The following is an 18,384-nucleotide window of genomic DNA, read 5'->3' as shown; positions in this document are numbered from 1 at the left end:
CTCATCAACACTCAACACCAACTCGGCCTTCGGCCGCCCAGTCCTAGGCATACAACCCACCCTAGACTTATGTTGCGAATTTCAGAAGCAGGACACTAGCGGTCTTTGGCCGGCCAGGGGGAGTCGGCGGGGCGGAGGGTTTCGAAGCCGGGGCCGTTGAGGGCGGTCCAGGCGGCCAGGGCGCCCATGATGAGGATCGGGTTCTGGAGGTGGCCGGCCAAAGCGGCGGCTACGACGTCGAGGAGCGGGGCCCAGACGGTTTCCATGTCGGCCTCCTCGTGCACCCGCTCGAACGACTCCGGTGCCGGCGACAGGTCGCGGGCCAGGAAGATCCGGACCGCCTCGTTCGTCAGGCCGGGTGAGGTGAACGCGTCGACCAGGATCCGCCAGTCGGCGGCCTTGGTCGCGGTCTCCTCCCACAGCTCGCGCTCGCCGCCCAGACGGTACTGCTCCCCCTGGACGTCGAGCAGTCCGGCCGGCGCCTCGAGCAGCTTGTAGCCGACCGGGTGGCGGTACTGACGGACGAGCAGCATCCGGTTGTTCTCGTCGAGCGCGACCACGCCGACCGCACCAGGATGTACGACGACATCGCGAACGAACGACGTACCGCTGGGCGGCTCGATGGTGTCGCGGCGTACCGAGATCACCCGACCGGTCTCGTGCACGGTCTCCGAGGCAGAGACGGACCAGCGCTCGGGCTGATCCGCCAGCCCGGCGCCGAACCGGAGCTCCGGGTAGTCGGTCATCGAGCCTTGACCGTCTCGGCCTTGGCCTTCTCAGCAGTCTTGTCACTGGTCTTCTTGGCGACCGGCTTCGGGTCCTCGACCGGGAGCCGGGACTCGCGCTGCCGCTCGATGGCCGCCGCGACCAGCCCGGAGAACAGCGGGTGCGGCTTCGTCGGCCGCGACCGCAGCTCCGGGTGCGCCTGCGTCGCCACGAAGTACGGGTGTACGGAGCGGTCCAGCTCGATGAACTCGACCAGCTCGTTGTCCGGCGACAGCCCGCTGAACACCAGCCCGGCGGTCTCCAGCTTGTCCCGGTACGCGTTGTTGACCTCGTAGCGGTGCCGGTGCCGCTCCTGCACCGACGGGGCGCCGTACAGCGAACGGACGATCGAGCCGTCGGCCAGGTTCGCCGGGTACAGCCCGAGCCGCATGGTGCCGCCCATGTCCCCGGTGCCGGAGACGATGTGCTTCTGCTCCTCCATCGTCGCGATCACCGGCTGCTCCGCGTCCGGGTCGAACTCGCTGGAGTTCGCCTGGTCGAGACCCGCGAGGTCCCGCGCCACCTCGATCACCATGCACTGCAGGCCGAGGCAGAGGCCGAGAATCGGGACGCCCTGCTCGCGGGCGTACCGGATCGCGCCGATCTTGCCCTCGATCCCGCGAACCCCGAACCCGCCCGGGATGCAGACCGCGTCGACGTCACCGAGCAGCCGGGCCGCGGCCTCGGGCGTGGCGCAGTCGTCGGAGGCGATCCAGCGCAGGTTCACCCGGGCGTCGTTGTCGAACCCGCCCGCGCGCAGCGCCTCGGCGACCGACAGGTACGCGTCCGGGAGGTCGATGTACTTACCGACGAGCGCGACCGTGACCTCGTCCTTCGGGTGGTGCACGACCCGCAGGAGCTCGTCCCAGCGGGTCCAGTCGACGTCGCGGAACTGCAGGTTCAGCCGGCGGACGACGTACGCGTCCAGGCCCTCGGCGTGCACGACCTTCGGGATGTCGTAGATCGACGGCGCGTCGACTGCGGCCACGACCGCCTCGACGTCCACGTCGCACATCAGCGAGATCTTGCGCTTCACGCTGTCCGGGATCGGCCGGTCGGCGCGGCACACGATCGCGTCCGGCTGGATACCGATCGAGCGCAGCGCGGCGACCGAGTGCTGGGTCGGCTTGGTCTTCAGCTCACCGCTGGGCGCCATGTACGGCACCAGCGAGATGTGCAGGAAGAACACGTTGTCGCGGCCGACGTCGTGCCGGACCTGCCGGGCCGCCTCGAGGAACGGCAGCGACTCGATGTCGCCGACCGTGCCGCCGATCTCGTGCAGGACGACGTCGACGTCCGGGCCCGCCATCGCGAGCATCCGTTCCTTGATCTCGTTGGTGATGTGCGGGATCACCTGGACGGTATCGCCCAGGTACTCACCGCGACGCTCCTTGGCGATCACGCTCGAGTAGATCTGGCCGGTGGTCACGTTCGCGACCTGGGAGAGATCCCGGTCGAGGAAGCGCTCGTAGTGGCCGATGTCCAGGTCGGTCTCGGCGCCGTCGTTGGTGACGAACACCTCGCCGTGCTGGAACGGGTTCATCGTGCCGGGATCCACGTTGAGATACGGATCCAGCTTCTGCATCGTGACGCGGATGCCCCGTGCCGTCAGCAGACTGCCGAGGCTGGACGCTGTCAGTCCCTTACCGAGACTGGATGCCACGCCACCGGTGACGAATACGTGCTTGGTCTGCTGCGAATTGGAAGCCCTGTCCACGGGTCTCCAGCCTACCTCTTGTCAACCACCGGTTGCGACGAGACCCGCGTAGATGTCGAGCAGATTCTTCGCCACGCCGTCTTCGTCCATCCACCTGGAGGCCAACTCCCGGCCGCGTGTCCGCATAGCGTTCGCGGTCTCGGGTTCTGCCAGCACGGCCCGAACTCCGTCCGCCAGCCCGTCCGCGTCAGCGGGAAACGCGAGGACGGCGCTGTCCCCGACCAGCTCGGGGATGCCGCCGACCGCGGTGGCCACGACCGGTACGCCGACCTGCATCGCCTCCTGCAGTACCAGGGCACGCGCCTCCCAGTGCGATGTGAGCAGAAACACATCGGCCGCACCGAGCAGATCTGCCACATCGTTGCGGTGACCGAGCAGCCGGACCGGCAATCCCTCCGCGTCGATCCGCGCCTGCAGGTTGTCCCGCAGCGGCCCGTCACCGACGACCACGAACACCGCGTCCGGCGTCGACTCGTGGACACGGGACGCGACGGACAGCAACGTCGGGTAGTCCTTCTGCGGCGCCAGACGCCCCACAGTCAGCACCACGGGCTGGTCACCGAGTCCCAGTTCCCGCCGTACGTCGGCTCGCCGTGCACGGATCCGTGGCATCGCCGGCGCGGCCACGGGTGCGAGCTGCGCGTTGCGGGCGCCGAGGCTCTTGGCCAGGTCCACGAGGTCGCTGGACGCGCCCAGGGTCAGGTCGGCGCCTCTGGCAACCAGCCGCTGCCCCATCCGCATCACGAGGCCTCGTGGGCCCGGCGCGATCACCGCGTTGTGCCAGGTGACGACCAGCGGGCGCAGCCGAGACCTGTCCCGCAGCGCGGTCATACCGGCGCGGTAGCCGTGCGCGTGGATGACGTCGCAGTCACGCAGTCCGGCCGCTTGGGAGACAACGGTCGCCGGGGCGAACTCGAAATGCTCGGCCGTACCCGGTGGAGCACACACCACCACCTCGTGCCCCGCACTCACGAACCGCGGTACCAACGAGGCAACGTGCTGCCCGATGCCGCCCCGCGACTCCGCGAGCAGCAGCCCGATCCTCATCGTTTCTCCCGTCGTACGAGTGCGCGAGCGTCCGCGCGATCCAATGCAAGCACGACCACGGCGTACACGACGACGGCGGCCAGCCCGGACAGGAGCGCGAATACCACTGCTTTACCCACTCCGCCCTCTCCTGAAGGCAGTGCGACCGCCCAACCGGCCGCACCGGCCAGCACAGCGCCTGTCAGTGCTGTGAGGTGAGCGCGTGGTACCCCAGCAAGTACAGCTGGTCCTGCTTCGCGGCGCAGTACAAGGAGGAGCGTCACCGCGCCTAGGACCATTCCGACGGACATCGCGGCGGCCAGCGCCGGTACCGCGTCCCACTGAGCTGTGAGCACGACGCCGGCTACCGCTACGAGTACCCAGGCCGCGGACGTCACCACGGCCACCTCACGTCCGGAGTGCCGGGCGTAGAGCACCCGGCCGACATGCATCAGTACGGCGAACCCGATGGCGGCTGGTGCGAAGGCGAGGAGTCCGTTGGCCAAGGAGGTCGCCTTGGCCTCCTGCACCGCGCCGTCGTCGTACGCGAAGATCCTGGCGACCGGTACCGCCGTACCGACGAGCAGTGCGGCGCCGGCGCCACCGGCCAGCATCACCGCGCGGGTGGACGCGGCGGCGTAGTGGTCGAAGCCCTCCCCTGCCTCGAACGCTGCAGCCAGCCGCGGGAAGACCGCTGTGGTGATCGGCACGGCCAGCACTGCGTACGGCAGGAGGTACACCGCGTTGGCCCACGTGTACACGGCAATGCTGCCTGCTACGCCACGGTGGTTGGCCAGGTACGTCGTAACGATGAAGGTGAGCTGCTGCGCGACCAGGACTGCTAAGCCAGCGAGTGCGAGCTTCCGTAGCACCGGTCCGACGCCTGGGTCCAGGCGGAGGGTCGGTCTGATCGGTAGGCGGAGCAGGAGCATCGGGACGAGCACTGTGAGGGCTAGTGCGAGGACACCGGCTGTGGTTCCCCAGGCCAGTAGGTCTGTGGCGCTTTGCGAGGCCGAGTCGGCGTTGGGTGCTGTTGCGGCGAAGAGGAAGTACGTGCCGACGACGACCAGGCTCGAGATGAGTGGGGCCCAGGCGCCGGCTGCGAAACGCTTGTGGGACTGGAGAACCGCGGTCGCGATGACGGCGACGGCGTACCCGAAAACCTGCGGCACGAAGATCGCCAGCATCCGGGTCGCGGTCGCGGTGGAACTCGCACAGTCGGCGCCGGGGTCGAGCATCGCGTCGGTGTACTGCCCTGCCAGAACCCAAGCCAGCAAGGCGACCGGGGCCAGCAGGACGAACGACCAGGACAGCAACGCCCCAATAATGCGCCCCTGCGCCGCCCGGTCCCCACGCGCCACGGGCCCGGCCAGCACCGGAATCACCGCACCCGCCAACGCCCCACCGGCCACCACTTCGAAGAGGATGTTGGGCAGCTGATTGGCCGTCGTGTATGCCTCGGCCAAACAGCCCGCACCAACAGTCTTCGAGAACACCAACCAGCGGCCGAAGCCGACAACCCGCGCCAGAACCGTGACGGCCGCAACAACCAGGGCCGCGCGGGCGAGCCTGCTCACCTGGGGCGTCGGCCCCACTGGTCGATCTTGTCGAGGGCTGGGGTGTCGGCGATGACCTTGGTGAAGCTGACCTTCTCGCTGGCCAGGTTCAGGCCGACGACGGCTGCCAGGACGAGCGTCTTCAGCGGGCGCGGGAGCGACGCGGCGAGCGCCGTACCGGTGATCGCGCCGAGGCCGTTCGCGCCGCAGTCGCCGAGCATCGAGCGTTCGCCGAGGTCCGACGGGGCGGATGCCGCGGCAGCGCCGACGACGGCGCCGGCCGGACCGTTCACCACGGCCAGCGGAGCGTTCAGGGCGGCCACGGCCTTCAGCGCGCGGCCCGGGCGCAGGTCGAGCAGATTCGTGAGGTTCGCCGTACCGGCGATCAGGGCGCCGTCGGCAACGACTCCGGCAACGGCCTTCACACCGCGCGACTTCCGCGGCAGCAACGCGGCGGCCGCGAGACCGGCGGCGCCGACCCCGAGGATCTTCACCGCGCCGCTCGTCACCTCACCGCGCTTCAACGCGCTCAGATGACCGCGGAAACCCTTCGCCTGCGTGGTCCCGCGCAGATCGTCGTACGCACCGACCGCACCCGACACGGCACCGGCGACCAGCGCGGCCGCCTTCACCTTGCCGCTGCCGCGGGACGCCGCGACGCCGGCCAGCGCGCCGAGCACCGCCACCGGACCTTCGAGCAGTGTCACCGACTCACCGCGATGGTTGGTCCGCTCGAACGGCTCCCGCGTCTCCTTCGGCAGCTTCTCCGCCGCGCGCTCGAGCCCGGCAGTAGCCGCCGCAGCGATGGCGGCGCTCAGAATTCCCACGTCAGTTGTCCTTCGTCTGTACGGCCGACGGCGCAACGCCGTTCTTCGCGTTGATCGCGCCGTACTGCCCCGCCTTGCCCTCCGCCTGCTCGACCAGCGAGAAGACGACGGTCGCCTGCCCGGCGGGGATGTCGGCCACGTCCACCGAAGAAACGATCTTGGTGGCGTCGGAGTCACTCCGCAAGGCCTTGATGATTCCGCCGTCGGCCGCGGTCTCCGGCGTCCCCGCGACCACGACGCCGGCGCTGCCGGTGTCCAGGCCCTCGATGAAGTCGACACTGTCGTTGTACGTCGAGTTGTCCGGCAGCGGCGTCGGCGGCTTCGCCGCGATCACCAGGACCAGCGTCGCCCGGTCCTTGATCTGCGACGGCTTCAGCGACAGCAGCTTCGCGCCGGTCATCCCGCTGATCACCTTGGTCGAGTCGGCGTCACCGGTCTTGCCGTCCTCCTTGGCCGCGATCCCGCGCGCCAGCAGCAGCCCGGCCCGCTGGTACGTCGTACTGTCCTTCGGGATGTCCATGTCCGCCGTGACCAACTGGTTGACCAGCGACTCGACCAGCTGCCGCTGACCGGTGTCGAACAGCTTCGCGTCCAGCGCGACCTTCGTGGTCACGACGGCGCCGGCCTTCTCCACCTCGTCCTGCACGCTGTTGGTCAGGTCGTTGTCCGCGTTCGGCATCGTGACGATGGCGATCTTCTTGTTCGTCAGCTTGCCGGTGGTCATCCCGGCGGTCACCTTGGCGACGTAGTCGTCGCGGTACTTGTCGAGCGCCTTCACCTGCACCAGTTCGGCGCGGGCGTCAGCCAGCTGCTGACGGTCCTTCTCGGCCTGGCTCGCGACGAAGTCCTTGCCGGTGCTCTTCAGCGGCCCGGCGCCGAGCACCACACCCGCGCCCAGGGCGAAGAAGATCGCCACGATCGAGACGATGTGGTAGCGAAAGTCGATCACGTGAACAGCTCCCGGATCCAGTAGACGAAGTCGCCCCAGCGCGCCCGCAGGATCGACCACACGACGTCGTCGGCCCCGATGGCGACCATCGCCACCCCGACCGCGAACAGGCCGGCCGCCATCAACGCGACCACCTGGAACGTCGAGACCCGGCTGCGGTACAGCCGGGAGACGCCCTTGGCGTCGACCAGCTTGGCACCGACCCGCAACCGGGTGATGAACGTGCTCGCCATCCCGGGGCGCCCCTTGTCGAGGAACTCCACCAGCGAGTTGTGGGTGCCGACTGCGACGATCAGCGACGCTCCCTTGGAATCGGCCAGCAGCATCGCGATGTCCTCGCTGGTGCCGGCGGCCGGAAACTCGATCGAGTCGACGCCTAGCCGCTCGAGCCGCTCGGCACCGGGCGCGCGGCCGTCGCGGTACGCGTGCACGACCACCTCGGCGCCGCACTTCAGCGTCTCGTCCTTCACCGAGTCCATGTCACCGAGGATCAGGTCCGGGACGAACCCGTTCTCGACCAGCGCGTCCGCACCACCGTCGACCCCGATCAGCACCGGCCGGTACTCGCGGATGTAGGGCTTCAGCGCGACCAGGTCCTCGCGGTAGTCGTACCCGCGGACCACGATCAGGACGTGCTTGCCCTCCATCGGCGTGTGGATCGCCGGTACGCCGACGCCGTCGAGCAGCAGGTCCTTCTCGCGACGCAGGTACTCGAGCGTGTTCGCGGTGAAGGCCTCGAGCTGGGTGGACAGCCCGGCGCGGGCGTCGTCCATCAGCTCCGCGACCGACTTGCTGTCCTGGGACATGCCCTTCGCGACCGCTTCGTGGCCGCGGTACAGCGTGCCGTCGTCGAGCCGGACCTGCTCGCCCTCGTGCAGGACCGAGAAGACCTCGCGCCCGACGCCGTCGACCAGCGGGACACCGGCCTCGACGAGGATCTCCGGACCGAGGTTCGGGTACCGGCCGCTGATCGAGTCGGCGACGTTCACCACCGCGGCGACCCGGCAGTCGACCAGGGCCTCGGCGCTGACCCGGTCCAGGTCGACATGGTCGATGACGGCGATCTCACCCGGCTTGAGCCGTTTGGTGAGATTCTTGGTACGTCGATCCAGCCGGACCACCCCGGTGACTCCAGGCAGTTCAGTGGGTCGTGCTCTCCGCAGGCTGGGCAGTTTCATCGCACCCTCATCCTGCCATGTCAAGAGCCCCTTCCCGGGCCATTTACCAGGCCCGGCCCGCGTTCACGCACTGAATTACCAGTGACTATGTGTGATTCGGGGCGACATTTCATCCTTTGGAACGAGCTTTTCGGCGCGGCTTGTGCCGTTCGGCGGCGAGCGCGAGCAACTCCTCGGCGTGGGCCTGGGCGGCGTCGGAGTTCTCCAGACCGGCCATCATCCGGGACAGCTCCTTCAGCCGCGCGTCATCGTCGAGAGCGACCAGACCGCTCGTGGTGACGGACCCGTCGTCGCTCTTCAGGACGACGGCGTGACGGTCCGCGAACGCGGCCACCTGCGGCAGGTGCGTGACCACGATCACCTGGGCCTTCTCGGCCAGCCGGGCCAGCCGCTTGCCGACCTCGACCGCGGCGCGGCCGCCGATCCCGGCGTCGATCTCGTCGAACACCAACGTGGGCACGGGGTGCGTGTCGGACAGGATCACCTCGAGCGCGAGCATCACCCGCGACAGCTCACCGCCGGACGCCGCCTTCTGCAGCGGACGTGCCGGGCTTCCCGGGTTCGCCGCGAAACAGAACTCGACCTCGTCGATGCCGAACGGTCCGGAAGTGGTCTCGTGCACCTCGACCGACAGCTTCGCGTGCGGCATCGCCAGCCCGGTCAGCTCCTCGGACACCGCGACGCCGAGCCGTGCGGCCGCCTCGATCCGGGCGCCCCGCATCTGCTGACCGAGGTCCGCGAGCTTCGCGTCCAGCTCGGCCAGCTCGCCCGTCAGTTGCTCGACACGCTCGTCGCTCCCGTCGAGCTCGGCCAGCCTCTCGGCCGACCGTTTCGTCCAGTCGATGACCTCGTCGACGGTGCCCTGATCGGCACCGTACTTACGCACCAGGTTCGTGAGCAACGCGCGTCGCTCGCTCACCACACTCAGCCGCGCCGGATCGGTGTCCACGTCGGCGGCGTACGACGACAACTCCTGCGCCAGATCGGCCGCCAGGTACCCGAGCTCGCCCGCCCGGTCGGCCAGCTCGGCGAGCTTCGCGTCGTGCTCGCGCTCGCCGTCCAGGACCTGTTTCGTCAACGCCAGCAGGCCGAGTACGTCGTTCGGCCGGGTGGAGTCGAGATCCTCCGACGCCAGTGCGTCCGCCGCGGTCGTGGCCGCCGTACGAAGACCGTCGGCATACGCGAGCCGATCCTCCTCGGCCGCGAGCTCGGTGTCCTCGCCAGGCAGCGGCTCCGCCTTCGCGACCTCGTCCAGACCGAACCGCAGCAGGTCCGCCTCGGCGAGACGATCACGCTCACGGGTGGTCAGCTCGGTCAGCTCGGCCTCGACCTCGCGGTGCCGCTTGTACGCCGCGGCGTACTCCTGCAACGGCACCAGAACCGGCTTGCCCGCGAAGGTGTCCAGCGTTTCGCGCTGCCGCGCCGGCTGCAACAGCCGCCACTGGTCCGCCTGTCCGTGGATCGCGACCAGGTCCCCGGAGACCTCGCCCAGCACGGACACCGGGACTGACGCGCCGCCGAGGAACGCCCGCGAACGGCCCTCCGACGACAGCTCGCGCGCGATCAGCAGCTCGTCGTCGTCCAGCTCGCCGCCGCGGTCCTCGGCCTGCTGCACGATCGCTCGCGGTACGGCGCTCGCGCGGCCCTCGACCCGCGCCCGCCGGGTCCCGTGCCGCACCAGACCGCTGTCGGCACGGCCGCCGAGCAGCATGTTCACCCCGGTCACGACCATCGTCTTGCCGGCACCGGTCTCACCCGTGACCGCGGTGAAGCCCGGGTCGAGGTCCAACGTCGCGTCCTCGATCACGCCCAGCCCAGTGATGCGGATCTCCGAAAGCATTGTCAGTGTCCGTTTCCGTTGCGTTTGCGCTCTGCGGCCCCACGCCAGCCGAGCACGGGGAGGTCGAACTTCGCCACCAGCCGATCGGTGAACGGCGCCTCGTGGGCCCGGGCCAGCCGGACCGGCGTCGAACCCCGCCGTACCTGGATCTCGGCGCCGGGCGGCACCTCGACCATCCGCCGGCCGTCGCACCACAGCACGCCGCGCCCGTGCCAGGACGGAACCAGCTCGATCGACAGCCGCGACGTCGGCGCCACCACGATCGGCCGCGAGAACAACGCGTGCGCGCTCAGCGGCACCAGCAGGATCGCCTCGACCTCCGGCCAGACGATCGGTCCGCCGGCCGAGAACGCGTACGCCGTACTGCCGGTCGGTGTCGCGACCACGACGCCGTCGCAGCCCCAGCGGGACAGCGGCCGGTCGTCCACCTCGACCAGGACCTCGAGCATCTTCTCCCGGGCCGCCTTCTCGACACTCGCCTCGTTCAGCGCCCAGGTCTCGAAGATCAGGTCGTCGTCCAGCCGGACGTCGACGGCCAGCGTCATCCGCTCCTCGACCGTGTAACTGCGGTCCACCACCACCTGGACGATCCGCTCCAAGTCGTCGACCTCGGCCTCGGCCAGGAACCCGACGTGGCCCAGGTTCACCCCGAGCACCGGCGTACCGTGCGGGCGGGCCAGCTCGGCGCCGCGCAGGATCGAGCCGTCGCCGCCGAGCACCATGATCAGCTCGACGTCGTTCGCCGCCTTCTCCGGGTCGTCGACGATCTCCACCGGGTCGAGCTTGAGCTCCTCGGCCTCACCGCCGAGCAGCCGCACCTGCAGCCCGGCGCCGGTCAGCAACCGGTGCGCGTCCCGGGCGACCTCGACCGCCTGCTCCCGGCCGGTATGCGTCACCAGCAGCACGCGCCGCGGCTCGCGCTCAGCCACCCTGCTGCCCCCTCGTCATTGCGGTCCGCGCTCGATGGCGGTTTGCAGCATCGTCTCATCGAGAGGCGGTGCAACTCGTCGTATCCACAGGAAGTATTCGACATTTCCTGACGGTCCAGGTAACGGGCTGGCCGCGACGCCCGCGATTCCCCAGCCCAGGTCGTGCGCCTTGGCGGCGACGGTGCGCACCGCGTCCGCGCGCAACTCGGGCTCGCGGACCACGCCGCCCTTGCCCAGCCGCTCCTTGCCGACCTCGAACTGCGGCTTCACCATCAGCACCAGCTCGCCGTCCGGTTTCACCACCCCGAGCAGCGCCGGCAGCACCAGCGTGAGGCTGATGAAACTCAGGTCGCTGACCACGAGATCAACCGGTTCACCACCGATGTCGTCGAGCGTGAGCGTCCGCACGTTGGTCCGGTCCATCACCGTGACCCGTTCGTCGGTCTGCAACGCCCACACCAACTGGCCGTAGCCGACATCGACGGCGATCACGTGCGCGGCCTCGTTGCGCAGCAGTACGTCGGTGAATCCGCCGGTGGACGCACCGGCGTCGAGCGTACGGCGGCCTGCGACCTGGACGGCTGGGAACGCTTCGAGGGCGCCGATCAGCTTGTGCGCGCCGCGGCTCGCGTAGCCGGGATCCTCGTGCTCGGACGTGTCGACGACGATCGGGGCGTCCGCACCGACACCGGTCGCGGGCTTGCCGGCCACGGTCCCGGAGACCTTCACCTTACCGGCCGCGATCAGCTCGCTCGCATGCTCACGGGAGCGCGCGAGCCCACGCCGTACCAGCTCGGCATCGAGCCGCGAACGCTTGACTCCCTTGGCCACTAGTGCATGCTCTCAGGGGTCGCTAGCTCCGGTCGCCCTGCTCGGCGTCGGCCTCGACCAAGGCGGTCTGCAGCCGCTCGTGCAGGTCGGCGTACACCTCACCGTGCTCACTCACCGGCTTGTCCCGCAACTCGTCCAGCCGAGCCATCGTCTCCTCGACCAACGGATGCCCACCCTCGCCCTCGTCCCCGGGGTCCGCTGGGTCCTCGGCGGACTCGGCCACGAAGGCATGCTCATGCTCCTGCCCCGGCGCCCGAGCAAACTCCGGCCCGAACTCGACCGCCGCCGGATCCAGATGCTCCACCGACTCCTGGGCCGCGTCCTGGGCGCCGGGTTCGGTGTCGTAGTCGGGGTGGGTCTGCTTCTCCTCGCCCTGGTAGGGGTCGAAGCCGGGCTCGACGTCCGGGTCCACGTCCGGTGGGAACTGCTCGCCGGGATGCTCGGTCATCTCAGACCTTCTTCGCCGTCTTCTTCGCCGGAACCTTCTTCGCCACAGCCTTCTTGGCCGGTGCGGCCTTCTTGGCGGCGGTCTTCTTCGCAGCAGCCTTCTTCGCCGCCTTCTTGGCGGCCCCCGGCGCCGCGTCCACCACCGGAGCCGGCTCAGCGGACCGCTCGGCCGCGGCCTCGTGGGCCGCCGCGAGCTCGGTCTCGAGCGCCTTCACCCGACGGGTCAGCGCCGCAACCTCCTCCGAGCGGACGAATCCGAGCCGCGCCACCGCTCCCTCGACCTCGTTCGACACGATCGCCTGCAGCAGCTGACGGTTGCTCTTGCTGGTGGCAACGATCTCGTCGGCCAGGTCACTCGCCCTGGTCGTCAGTGCGTCCGCTCCGGTCTGCTGCAGCAACGCCTTCGCAGCCGCCTGGGCCTTCTGCTTGGTGACCTCGGTCAACCCGTTCGCCAGTTGTACGTAGCCGCGCAGTGCGTCCATCACCATGACTGCCTCCTCGCATCGTCCCCAGCAACGGTATCGCCTCCCCGCCGCAACACCACCCAACCCCTCACGTTGAGCGTGATCCAACCTCCTCGAGCCGTGGATTCCCCCGGCGCAGTCCAGGCGGCGCCGTCAGCACAGCGCCGACCCCACCACCAGGGGATAACCGGCTCTGTGACGTATGTGTAGGTTGGCTGGATCGAGCTGGGGGCCACCGTGCCGTCTGGATGGCCCGGGCGATCTGTCGTCTGGCAGGACAGGACCGCCGCTGGGGCCTGGGAGGTGGGGACCCGGGGGCAGTGCACAGGATCTGGGTGCCGCGGACAGGAAATACCAGGTCCCAGCCCACCACAACCTGTCCCCTGCCCCCGCAATTCACACACAGACGGCAAGACAGTCGGATATCCCCTCGCGTTGGGGGTTCTCCCCTCGCATATCAACAGAGAACCCACAACACCAAGGGATAACCCGTCGTCTGCTCGAAGGGGCGGGTGCCGGCTACTTGTCGAGGCCGATGCGGTGCAGGGCGGCGTCCAGGGCGATGGACTCGGCGGTGGGAGCCGGCTTCGGGCGGGGGCGGCGGCCTCGGGTCGTCTTGGTGGGCTTGGGCGGTTCTGCGGGGGCGTCGACGGCAGCCCACACCGCGGACAGGATCGCGCGCAATCCGTCGTACGGCGCTCCTTCGCCCTTCACCGTGACCGCGTTGTCCACGACCTCGGCGGTCCAGCCGGCCGACGTGTGCTTCGAGCCGCTGACGGTCACCCCGGCGTGCTTCTCGGCCAGCGCCCCGAGGCCGGCGCCGATGTACGTCGGACGCTGGTGCTTCGGCGCCCGCGCCAGGTCGTACGCGTCGTTGACACCGGTCGCGACCCACAGGCTCGCGATCCCGACCGCGTTCGCACCCTCGATGTCGGAGTCCAGCCGGTCCCCGATCATCAACGGGCGCATGGCTTCCAGCCGTTCGATGCTCGTCTCCAGCAGCGGCGGTTCGGGTTTCCCGGCAACGACCGGGTCCACGTCGACCGCGGCCCGGACCGCCTGCACCAGCGTGCCGTTCCCCGGCGCCTTGCCGGCCGCGGTGGGGATGGTCAGGTCGAGGTTGGTCGCGAACCACTTCGCGCCCTCGTGGATCGCGTGCGCGCCGTCGGCGAGCATCACCCAGTTCACGTCCGGGTGGAACCCCTGGACGACGGCGACCGGCCGCGCGTCGCTGCTCCGCACCGGTGTCAGGCCGTACTCCTCGAGCGCGACGACCAGCCCCTCGCCGCCGACCACGAGCACCGGAGACCCCTTCGGGAACTCGCTCGCGATCAGCTTCGCCGCCGCCTGCGCCGACGTCACCACGTCCTCGGCGATCACGTCCAGCCCGAACGACGCGAGGTGCTCGGCAACGATTCCAGCCGGCCGGCTCGCGTTGTTCGTGATGTACCCGAGCCGCAGGCCTTCCTTGGCGGCCTTGCGGAGGTTCTCCGGCGCGTCCGGGACCGGATCCGGCCCGACGTACACGACGCCGTCGAGGTCCAGGAGCGCCACGTCGTACCGGGTCGCGAGCGGTTCGTCACACGCCGAGAGCGGCTCCGGCGCTGTACGTTCCGCGCTCACGCTTCACCCCGTACGATTCCGCGCATGCTGGATCCTCGGGGGGTGCTGAGACTCGACCCACTGCGTGCCTGGCGGTTCGTGGCGGGCAAGGTCAGCGCGCTCGGCGCCGTCACCTCACCGCCGTACGACGTGCTGGAACCCGCCATCGTCCGGCGGCTGACTGATTCTGATCTGCACAACATGGTGAGGCTCATCCTTCCACGCGATCCGGACCTCGGCCCCGCCCGGTACAACGAACCTGCGCACCGGCTCGCCGGGTGGCAGCGGGACGGCGTGGTGGTGCAGGACGAACAGCCCGCGCTCTACGTCTACGAGCAGCGCCTGGGGAGCGCCGTACTGTGCGGCCTGGTCGGCTTGCTGCGGCTGGACCCGACACGGCAAGTAGTGCTCCCACACGAAGAGGTGATGCCGCACTGGGTCGACGACCGGCTGCAGCTCATGGAGGCAACAGATGCCGACCTGGAGCCGATCCTGCTCGCGTACGCCGACGGTGGCGCGGCCAGTGATGCTGTGGACGCGGCGCGGTCCGGTGAGCCGTGGGTGGAGGCCGAGACCTACAACGGCGCCGAGCACCGCATCTGGCGGATCGACGACCCAGAGGTGCTCGAGACGATCGAGCTGGAGCTGGCCAAGCACGAGGCGGTCATCGCGGACGGTCATCACCGGTATGCGGCGTACCTGGAGCGTCAGCTGCGCGAGCCGTACCGGCAGACCGCAGAGGTCGGTCTCGCAATGCTGGTCGACTACATCCGGCACCCGTTGACGCTGGACCCGATCCACCGCGTCGTACCGGGTCTGGACCTCATGACTGTGCAGTCACGTACGCCGGCCGGCTGGCAGATGCAGCCTGGTCGAGTAGAGGGCGACCCGGACCGCATCTCGGTCACGGACGGTTCCAGCTGGCTGACTCTCCACACTGAGTCCGAGGTGCCCACGGTCGCGCTGCTGCACGAGGTCCTGTTTCCGGCGTGGGGTGTGGTCGAGGACGACCTCAGCTTTCACCACACGTTGTCAGACGCATTGGCGCTGGCAGGGCCTCAGCAGCTCGCTGTGGAGCTCGCAGCGCCCCGGATGGACCAGGTACTGCGTTCAGCCGCGCAAGGCGTCGTACTGCCTCAGAAGGCCACGTCGTTCGGCCCGAAGCCGCGGGTAGGGCTGCTGTTCCGGACGCTGTGAGTCAGGGGCGGTGGTACAGGCTGAGGAACTGTTCACGCAGAGGCTTGCGGGCGGCCCTGTGGCGCTCTGTGAGCCGTCCTAGGGTGAAAGAGAGCTCTGGGTCGTCCTGAGCTGCGGCGTCGACTGCCATGGCAGTCAGAGCGTCAGCCGCGGCGCAGTGGTCCTGATGCTGCCCCAAGAGCTCTTGGTACGTCGCTGCGTGCGCTGCGGTCGTTCTGGCTTCGTCACCGAGTACGGCGGCGCTGGTGTCGGCGGCGTACCGGACGCGCTTCGCCAGCAGCCGTACCTCGTGCCAGTCGTCGTCAGAGGTCCAGGGCTTGAGCTTGTCGGCTGCCTGGGTGAACTTCTCGGTGGCAGAGCTGAGGAGCTGCGGTAGTACCTCGCTGCTGGGCTTCTCTGCCTTGGCGTTGAGGTCGGGGGCTGCTGCGACGGCGTCGATGGTGGTGAGCAGGTCCTTGGTGGACTCTCCCAGGACGACCTCGGCTGAGCGGGCTGCGGCGCGTTCGAGGCCGAGGGTGAGTGTGGTGAGGATGGTGTCGACGTGTTCCGGGTTGTCCTCGCTGGTGGCGGTCTCGCGGACGAGTGCCGCGATCACCTCGAGGTCGCGGGCCTCACCGCAGGCCTGCGCGAGTGCGGCCAGGTCAGAGCGCAGTTCGGTCGCCCAGTCGCCGGCCAGCAGTTTGCGGAACAGCTTCAGATCGCTCCGCAACCGCCGGCAGGACACCCGTACCTGGTGGATGGCGTCGTCCTCGGCGTTCTCCACCATCCCGACAGACTTCTCGAGCCGCCGCGCCCCCTTGGCCAGCGCAGCCCCCACCAACACCCCAACCGCCTCACCCCCCGCCACACCAACCACGCCCTACTCGCCGCCGCCCTTGATCTCCCCACCATCAACAACGTCGTCCTGGTCGTCCGTGTCCAGCTCGTCGTGGGCGTCTTCGTCGCCGTCGGTATCTTCGTCCGCGTCTTCGTCTTCGTCTGCGGTGGTGTCGGTGGTCTCGTCCTCGAAGTACTCGTCGTCGACGACTGCGTCGTCTTCGTCGAGGTCAGTGAACTCGAGGCCTTCGAGCTCGGCAGCCCGCTCAGCCGCACCCGTCACACCGTCGCCGTCGACGCCGGCCGCGCGGTGGAACCAGACGAGCGCGTCGTCGGTCCGCCCAGCCTCCGCCAGCGCATCGGCGTACGCGTACCGCAGCCGCGGCAGCCACTCGGCCCGCGTCCGCTTCGTCAGCTCCGGCACCTCGAGCATCTGAACTGCCACCGCCGTCTGGCCCTTGTCACGCCGCGCCCCGGCCGCCACGATGAGCAGCTCGATCTGCGTCGCCTCAGACACGTCATGAACGTGCTTGTCCTTGGTCAGCGCCAGCGCCTTGTCCGGCCGCCCGAGCGCCCGCTCACAGTCGGCCATCATCGCGATGACCTCGTGGTTGCCCGTCATGCGCCGTACGGCCCGGAACTCGGTCAGCGCCTCGTCGTAGTGCTCAGCCAGGTACGCCGTGATCGCCACGGCCTCCCGCACTCCACCAAGCCGAGCCGCCAACCGCCGCGCGGTCCGCGCGTGCTGATACGCGAGCTCCGCGTCGTCGTCGAGGAACCGCCCGGAAGCCACCAGATGCTGCGCGACCAGATCAGCCAACGTCCGCGGCAAGGACCGCAGCTCAGCCTTCACCCCACGGTCGAGCTCAGCACCGGTAATCCCTTCCGGAATCTTGGGATCGTCGCGCCGCGGCCCAACCCGCTCCTCCCGCCGAGGCCCACCCCGCCGCTCATCACGCCGGTCATCGCGCCCACCGGACCCACCACGCTCATCCCGCCCAGGCCCACCGGCCCGAGCAGCCCCACGCCCCCGAGACTCCCCACCATCCCGCCGAGAATCCCCACGCTCGTCCCGCCGGAAACCCCCACGACTGTCACCGCCACGCTCATCACGCCGGAACCCGCCGCGGTCATCACCACCGCGATCATCACGCCGGTACCCGCCGCGATCGTCGCGGCCGCGGTTATCCCGCCCGCCATCACGCTCATCGCGCCGGTAACCACCACGATTGTCACCGCCACGCTCGTCACGCCGGTACCCACCGCGGTCATCTCCACCGCGTTCATCCCGCCTGCTATCCGCACGGTCGTCCCGCCGGTAACTACCACGGCTGTCACCGCCACGCTCGTCACGCCGGTACCCACCGCGGTCATCACCACCGCGATCGTCACGCCGGTAACCACCGCGATCGTCGCGGCCGCGGTCGTCCCGTCCGCCGCGGTCGTCTCGCCGGGAGCCGGCTACGCCGCGTCCCGCACCAGGCCCGCGTCCCGAACCGCCCCGATCATCGCGACGGTACCCACCAGAGCGATCGCCCTGCCCGGACATCTGCCCACCGAACGGATCCCGCGCAGACTTGTCATCACCCCGAGAACCAGCAAAACCCCGCCTGTTCTCAGAAGAACTCTCATCCCGATCCCGGTACGACGAACCACCAGAACCACCCGAACGCCCACCGGCAACCCCGCCCCGCCGACTCGGCGTCCCACCGCCGCGGCCCGCAGAACCCCCACGACCACCGCCGCCACCAGCAGAACCGGACCCAGAACGACCCGCCCCAGAGCCACCACGCCCAGCACCGGCCCCGGACCGACCGGCCCCAGACCCCGAACGCCCACCACCCGAGCCCGACCAACCGGCACCAGAGCCCGACCGACCACTACCCGAGCCCGAGCGTCCCGCTCCAGAGCCCGAGCGACCGGAAGAGTTCGAACGACCGGAGTCTGACCGTCCACCACCGGACCCGCCTGAGCGGCCGGCGCCTCCGGACGAACCGCGACGGTCCCCTGACCCGGACCGAGGATTGCGAGGTGGCGTCGCCACGGTGACTCCTAACGATGCTGAAGAGCAGTAATCGGACAAACGTTACCGCGCCGGCAGCGGGAGGTGACGTCCTGGTCGGCAGCAGCCGACCCTCCACAAATGTTAAGGGCCACCCCTAGTGGGGTGGCCCTTAACAGTGTGAATGTCCGGCGGCGTCCTACTCTCCCACGACCTCCCGGTCGCAGTACCATCGGCG

Annotated in this window: 17 protein-coding genes; 1 reads left to right on the top strand and 16 read right to left on the bottom strand. The window is 69.4% G+C overall.

The window, feature by feature from the left end:
* Nucleotides 1-95: 95 nt before the first annotated feature.
* The 13 genes from E0H50_RS42505 to E0H50_RS42445 all read right to left on the bottom strand — a co-directional run bounded on the left by E0H50_RS42505 (nt 96) and on the right by E0H50_RS42445 (nt 14,152).
* Nucleotides 96-746 carry an NUDIX domain-containing protein gene (locus E0H50_RS42505; RefSeq protein ID WP_131297091.1) on the bottom strand — a complete coding sequence of 217 codons (651 nt, stop codon included), beginning with the start codon at nt 744-746 and terminating at the stop codon, nt 96-98.
* Entirely contained in the window at nt 743-2,482 is a 1,740-nt protein-coding gene (locus E0H50_RS42500) for a CTP synthase (RefSeq protein WP_131297088.1), read from the bottom strand. The genes E0H50_RS42505 and E0H50_RS42500 overlap by 4 nt, the downstream gene beginning before the upstream one ends.
* Before the next feature lie 21 nt (nt 2,483-2,503).
* A complete protein-coding gene (locus tag E0H50_RS42495; protein WP_131297085.1) occupies nt 2,504-3,529 on the bottom strand; it encodes a glycosyltransferase family 4 protein in 1,026 nt (341 codons plus the stop codon).
* Nucleotides 3,526-5,103 (bottom strand): murein biosynthesis integral membrane protein MurJ, encoded by a 1,578-nt coding sequence (murJ, locus tag E0H50_RS42490; RefSeq protein ID WP_238151721.1) that lies wholly within the window; start codon nt 5,101-5,103, stop codon nt 3,526-3,528. The genes E0H50_RS42495 and murJ overlap by 4 nt, the downstream gene beginning before the upstream one ends.
* Nucleotides 5,082-5,891 carry a hypothetical protein gene (locus tag E0H50_RS42485; RefSeq protein ID WP_131297082.1) on the bottom strand — a complete coding sequence of 270 codons (810 nt, stop codon included), beginning with the start codon at nt 5,889-5,891 and terminating at the stop codon, nt 5,082-5,084. The genes murJ and E0H50_RS42485 overlap by 22 nt, the downstream gene beginning before the upstream one ends.
* Nucleotide 5,892: 1 nt before the next feature.
* The gene (locus E0H50_RS42480; RefSeq protein WP_131297079.1) at nt 5,893-6,840 is read right to left on the bottom strand and encodes a copper transporter; all 948 of its coding nucleotides are present in this window, start codon (nt 6,838-6,840) and stop codon (nt 5,893-5,895) included.
* Nucleotides 6,837-8,018: a putative cytokinetic ring protein SteA gene (steA, locus tag E0H50_RS42475; RefSeq protein WP_131297076.1), complete on the bottom strand. Its 1,182-nt coding sequence runs from the start codon at nt 8,016-8,018 to the stop codon at nt 6,837-6,839. Before steA ends, E0H50_RS42480 begins: the two co-directional genes overlap by 4 nt.
* A gap of 109 nt (nt 8,019-8,127) precedes the next feature.
* Nucleotides 8,128-9,858 carry a DNA repair protein RecN gene (recN, locus tag E0H50_RS42470; protein ID WP_131297073.1) on the bottom strand — a complete coding sequence of 577 codons (1,731 nt, stop codon included), beginning with the start codon at nt 9,856-9,858 and terminating at the stop codon, nt 8,128-8,130.
* 2 nt (nt 9,859-9,860) lie between these two features.
* Nucleotides 9,861-10,787, bottom strand: a complete 927-nt coding sequence (locus tag E0H50_RS42465; protein WP_131297070.1) for an NAD kinase — start codon at nt 10,785-10,787, stop codon at nt 9,861-9,863.
* A gap of 15 nt (nt 10,788-10,802) precedes the next feature.
* Nucleotides 10,803-11,618, bottom strand: a complete 816-nt coding sequence (locus E0H50_RS42460; protein WP_131297067.1) for a TlyA family RNA methyltransferase — start codon at nt 11,616-11,618, stop codon at nt 10,803-10,805.
* 22 nt (nt 11,619-11,640) lie between these two features.
* Nucleotides 11,641-12,066 carry a hypothetical protein gene (locus E0H50_RS42455; protein WP_131297064.1) on the bottom strand — a complete coding sequence of 142 codons (426 nt, stop codon included), beginning with the start codon at nt 12,064-12,066 and terminating at the stop codon, nt 11,641-11,643.
* A gap of 1 nt (nt 12,067) precedes the next feature.
* A complete protein-coding gene (locus E0H50_RS42450) occupies nt 12,068-12,553 on the bottom strand; it encodes a phasin family protein (RefSeq protein ID WP_131297062.1) in 486 nt (161 codons plus the stop codon).
* A gap of 495 nt (nt 12,554-13,048) precedes the next feature.
* Nucleotides 13,049-14,152, bottom strand: coding sequence for an HAD-IIA family hydrolase (locus E0H50_RS42445; RefSeq protein WP_131297059.1), 1,104 nt, complete (start codon nt 14,150-14,152; stop codon nt 13,049-13,051).
* A gap of 24 nt (nt 14,153-14,176) precedes the next feature.
* Here E0H50_RS42445 and E0H50_RS42440 point away from each other — a divergent pair, with 24 nt between their 5' ends.
* On the top strand, nt 14,177-15,328 hold the full coding sequence (locus E0H50_RS42440; protein ID WP_131297056.1) for a DUF1015 family protein: 1,152 nt from the start codon (nt 14,177-14,179) through the stop codon (nt 15,326-15,328).
* A gap of 1 nt (nt 15,329) precedes the next feature.
* On the opposite strand, the gene E0H50_RS42435 is transcribed toward E0H50_RS42440, so the two are convergent.
* From E0H50_RS42435 to E0H50_RS42425, 3 genes are read right to left on the bottom strand one after another with little or no spacing between them, the layout of a single operon-like run.
* Nucleotides 15,330-16,151, bottom strand: a complete 822-nt coding sequence (locus E0H50_RS42435; protein ID WP_131297054.1) for a CHAD domain-containing protein — start codon at nt 16,149-16,151, stop codon at nt 15,330-15,332.
* 36 nt (nt 16,152-16,187) lie between these two features.
* Nucleotides 16,188-16,997, bottom strand: a complete 810-nt coding sequence (locus E0H50_RS42430; protein ID WP_238151720.1) for a hypothetical protein — start codon at nt 16,995-16,997, stop codon at nt 16,188-16,190.
* On the bottom strand, nt 16,994-17,536 hold the full coding sequence (locus E0H50_RS42425; RefSeq protein ID WP_131297051.1) for a hypothetical protein: 543 nt from the start codon (nt 17,534-17,536) through the stop codon (nt 16,994-16,996). Before E0H50_RS42425 ends, E0H50_RS42430 begins: the two co-directional genes overlap by 4 nt.
* Nucleotides 17,537-18,384 lie beyond the last annotated feature (848 nt).

Source organism: Kribbella sindirgiensis, from assembly GCF_004331435.1.
Taxonomy (GTDB): Bacteria; Actinomycetota; Actinomycetes; order Propionibacteriales; family Kribbellaceae; genus Kribbella; species Kribbella sindirgiensis.
Note: the sequence above shows the minus strand (reverse complement) of the source record. Positions and strands in the feature narration are given on the sequence as shown.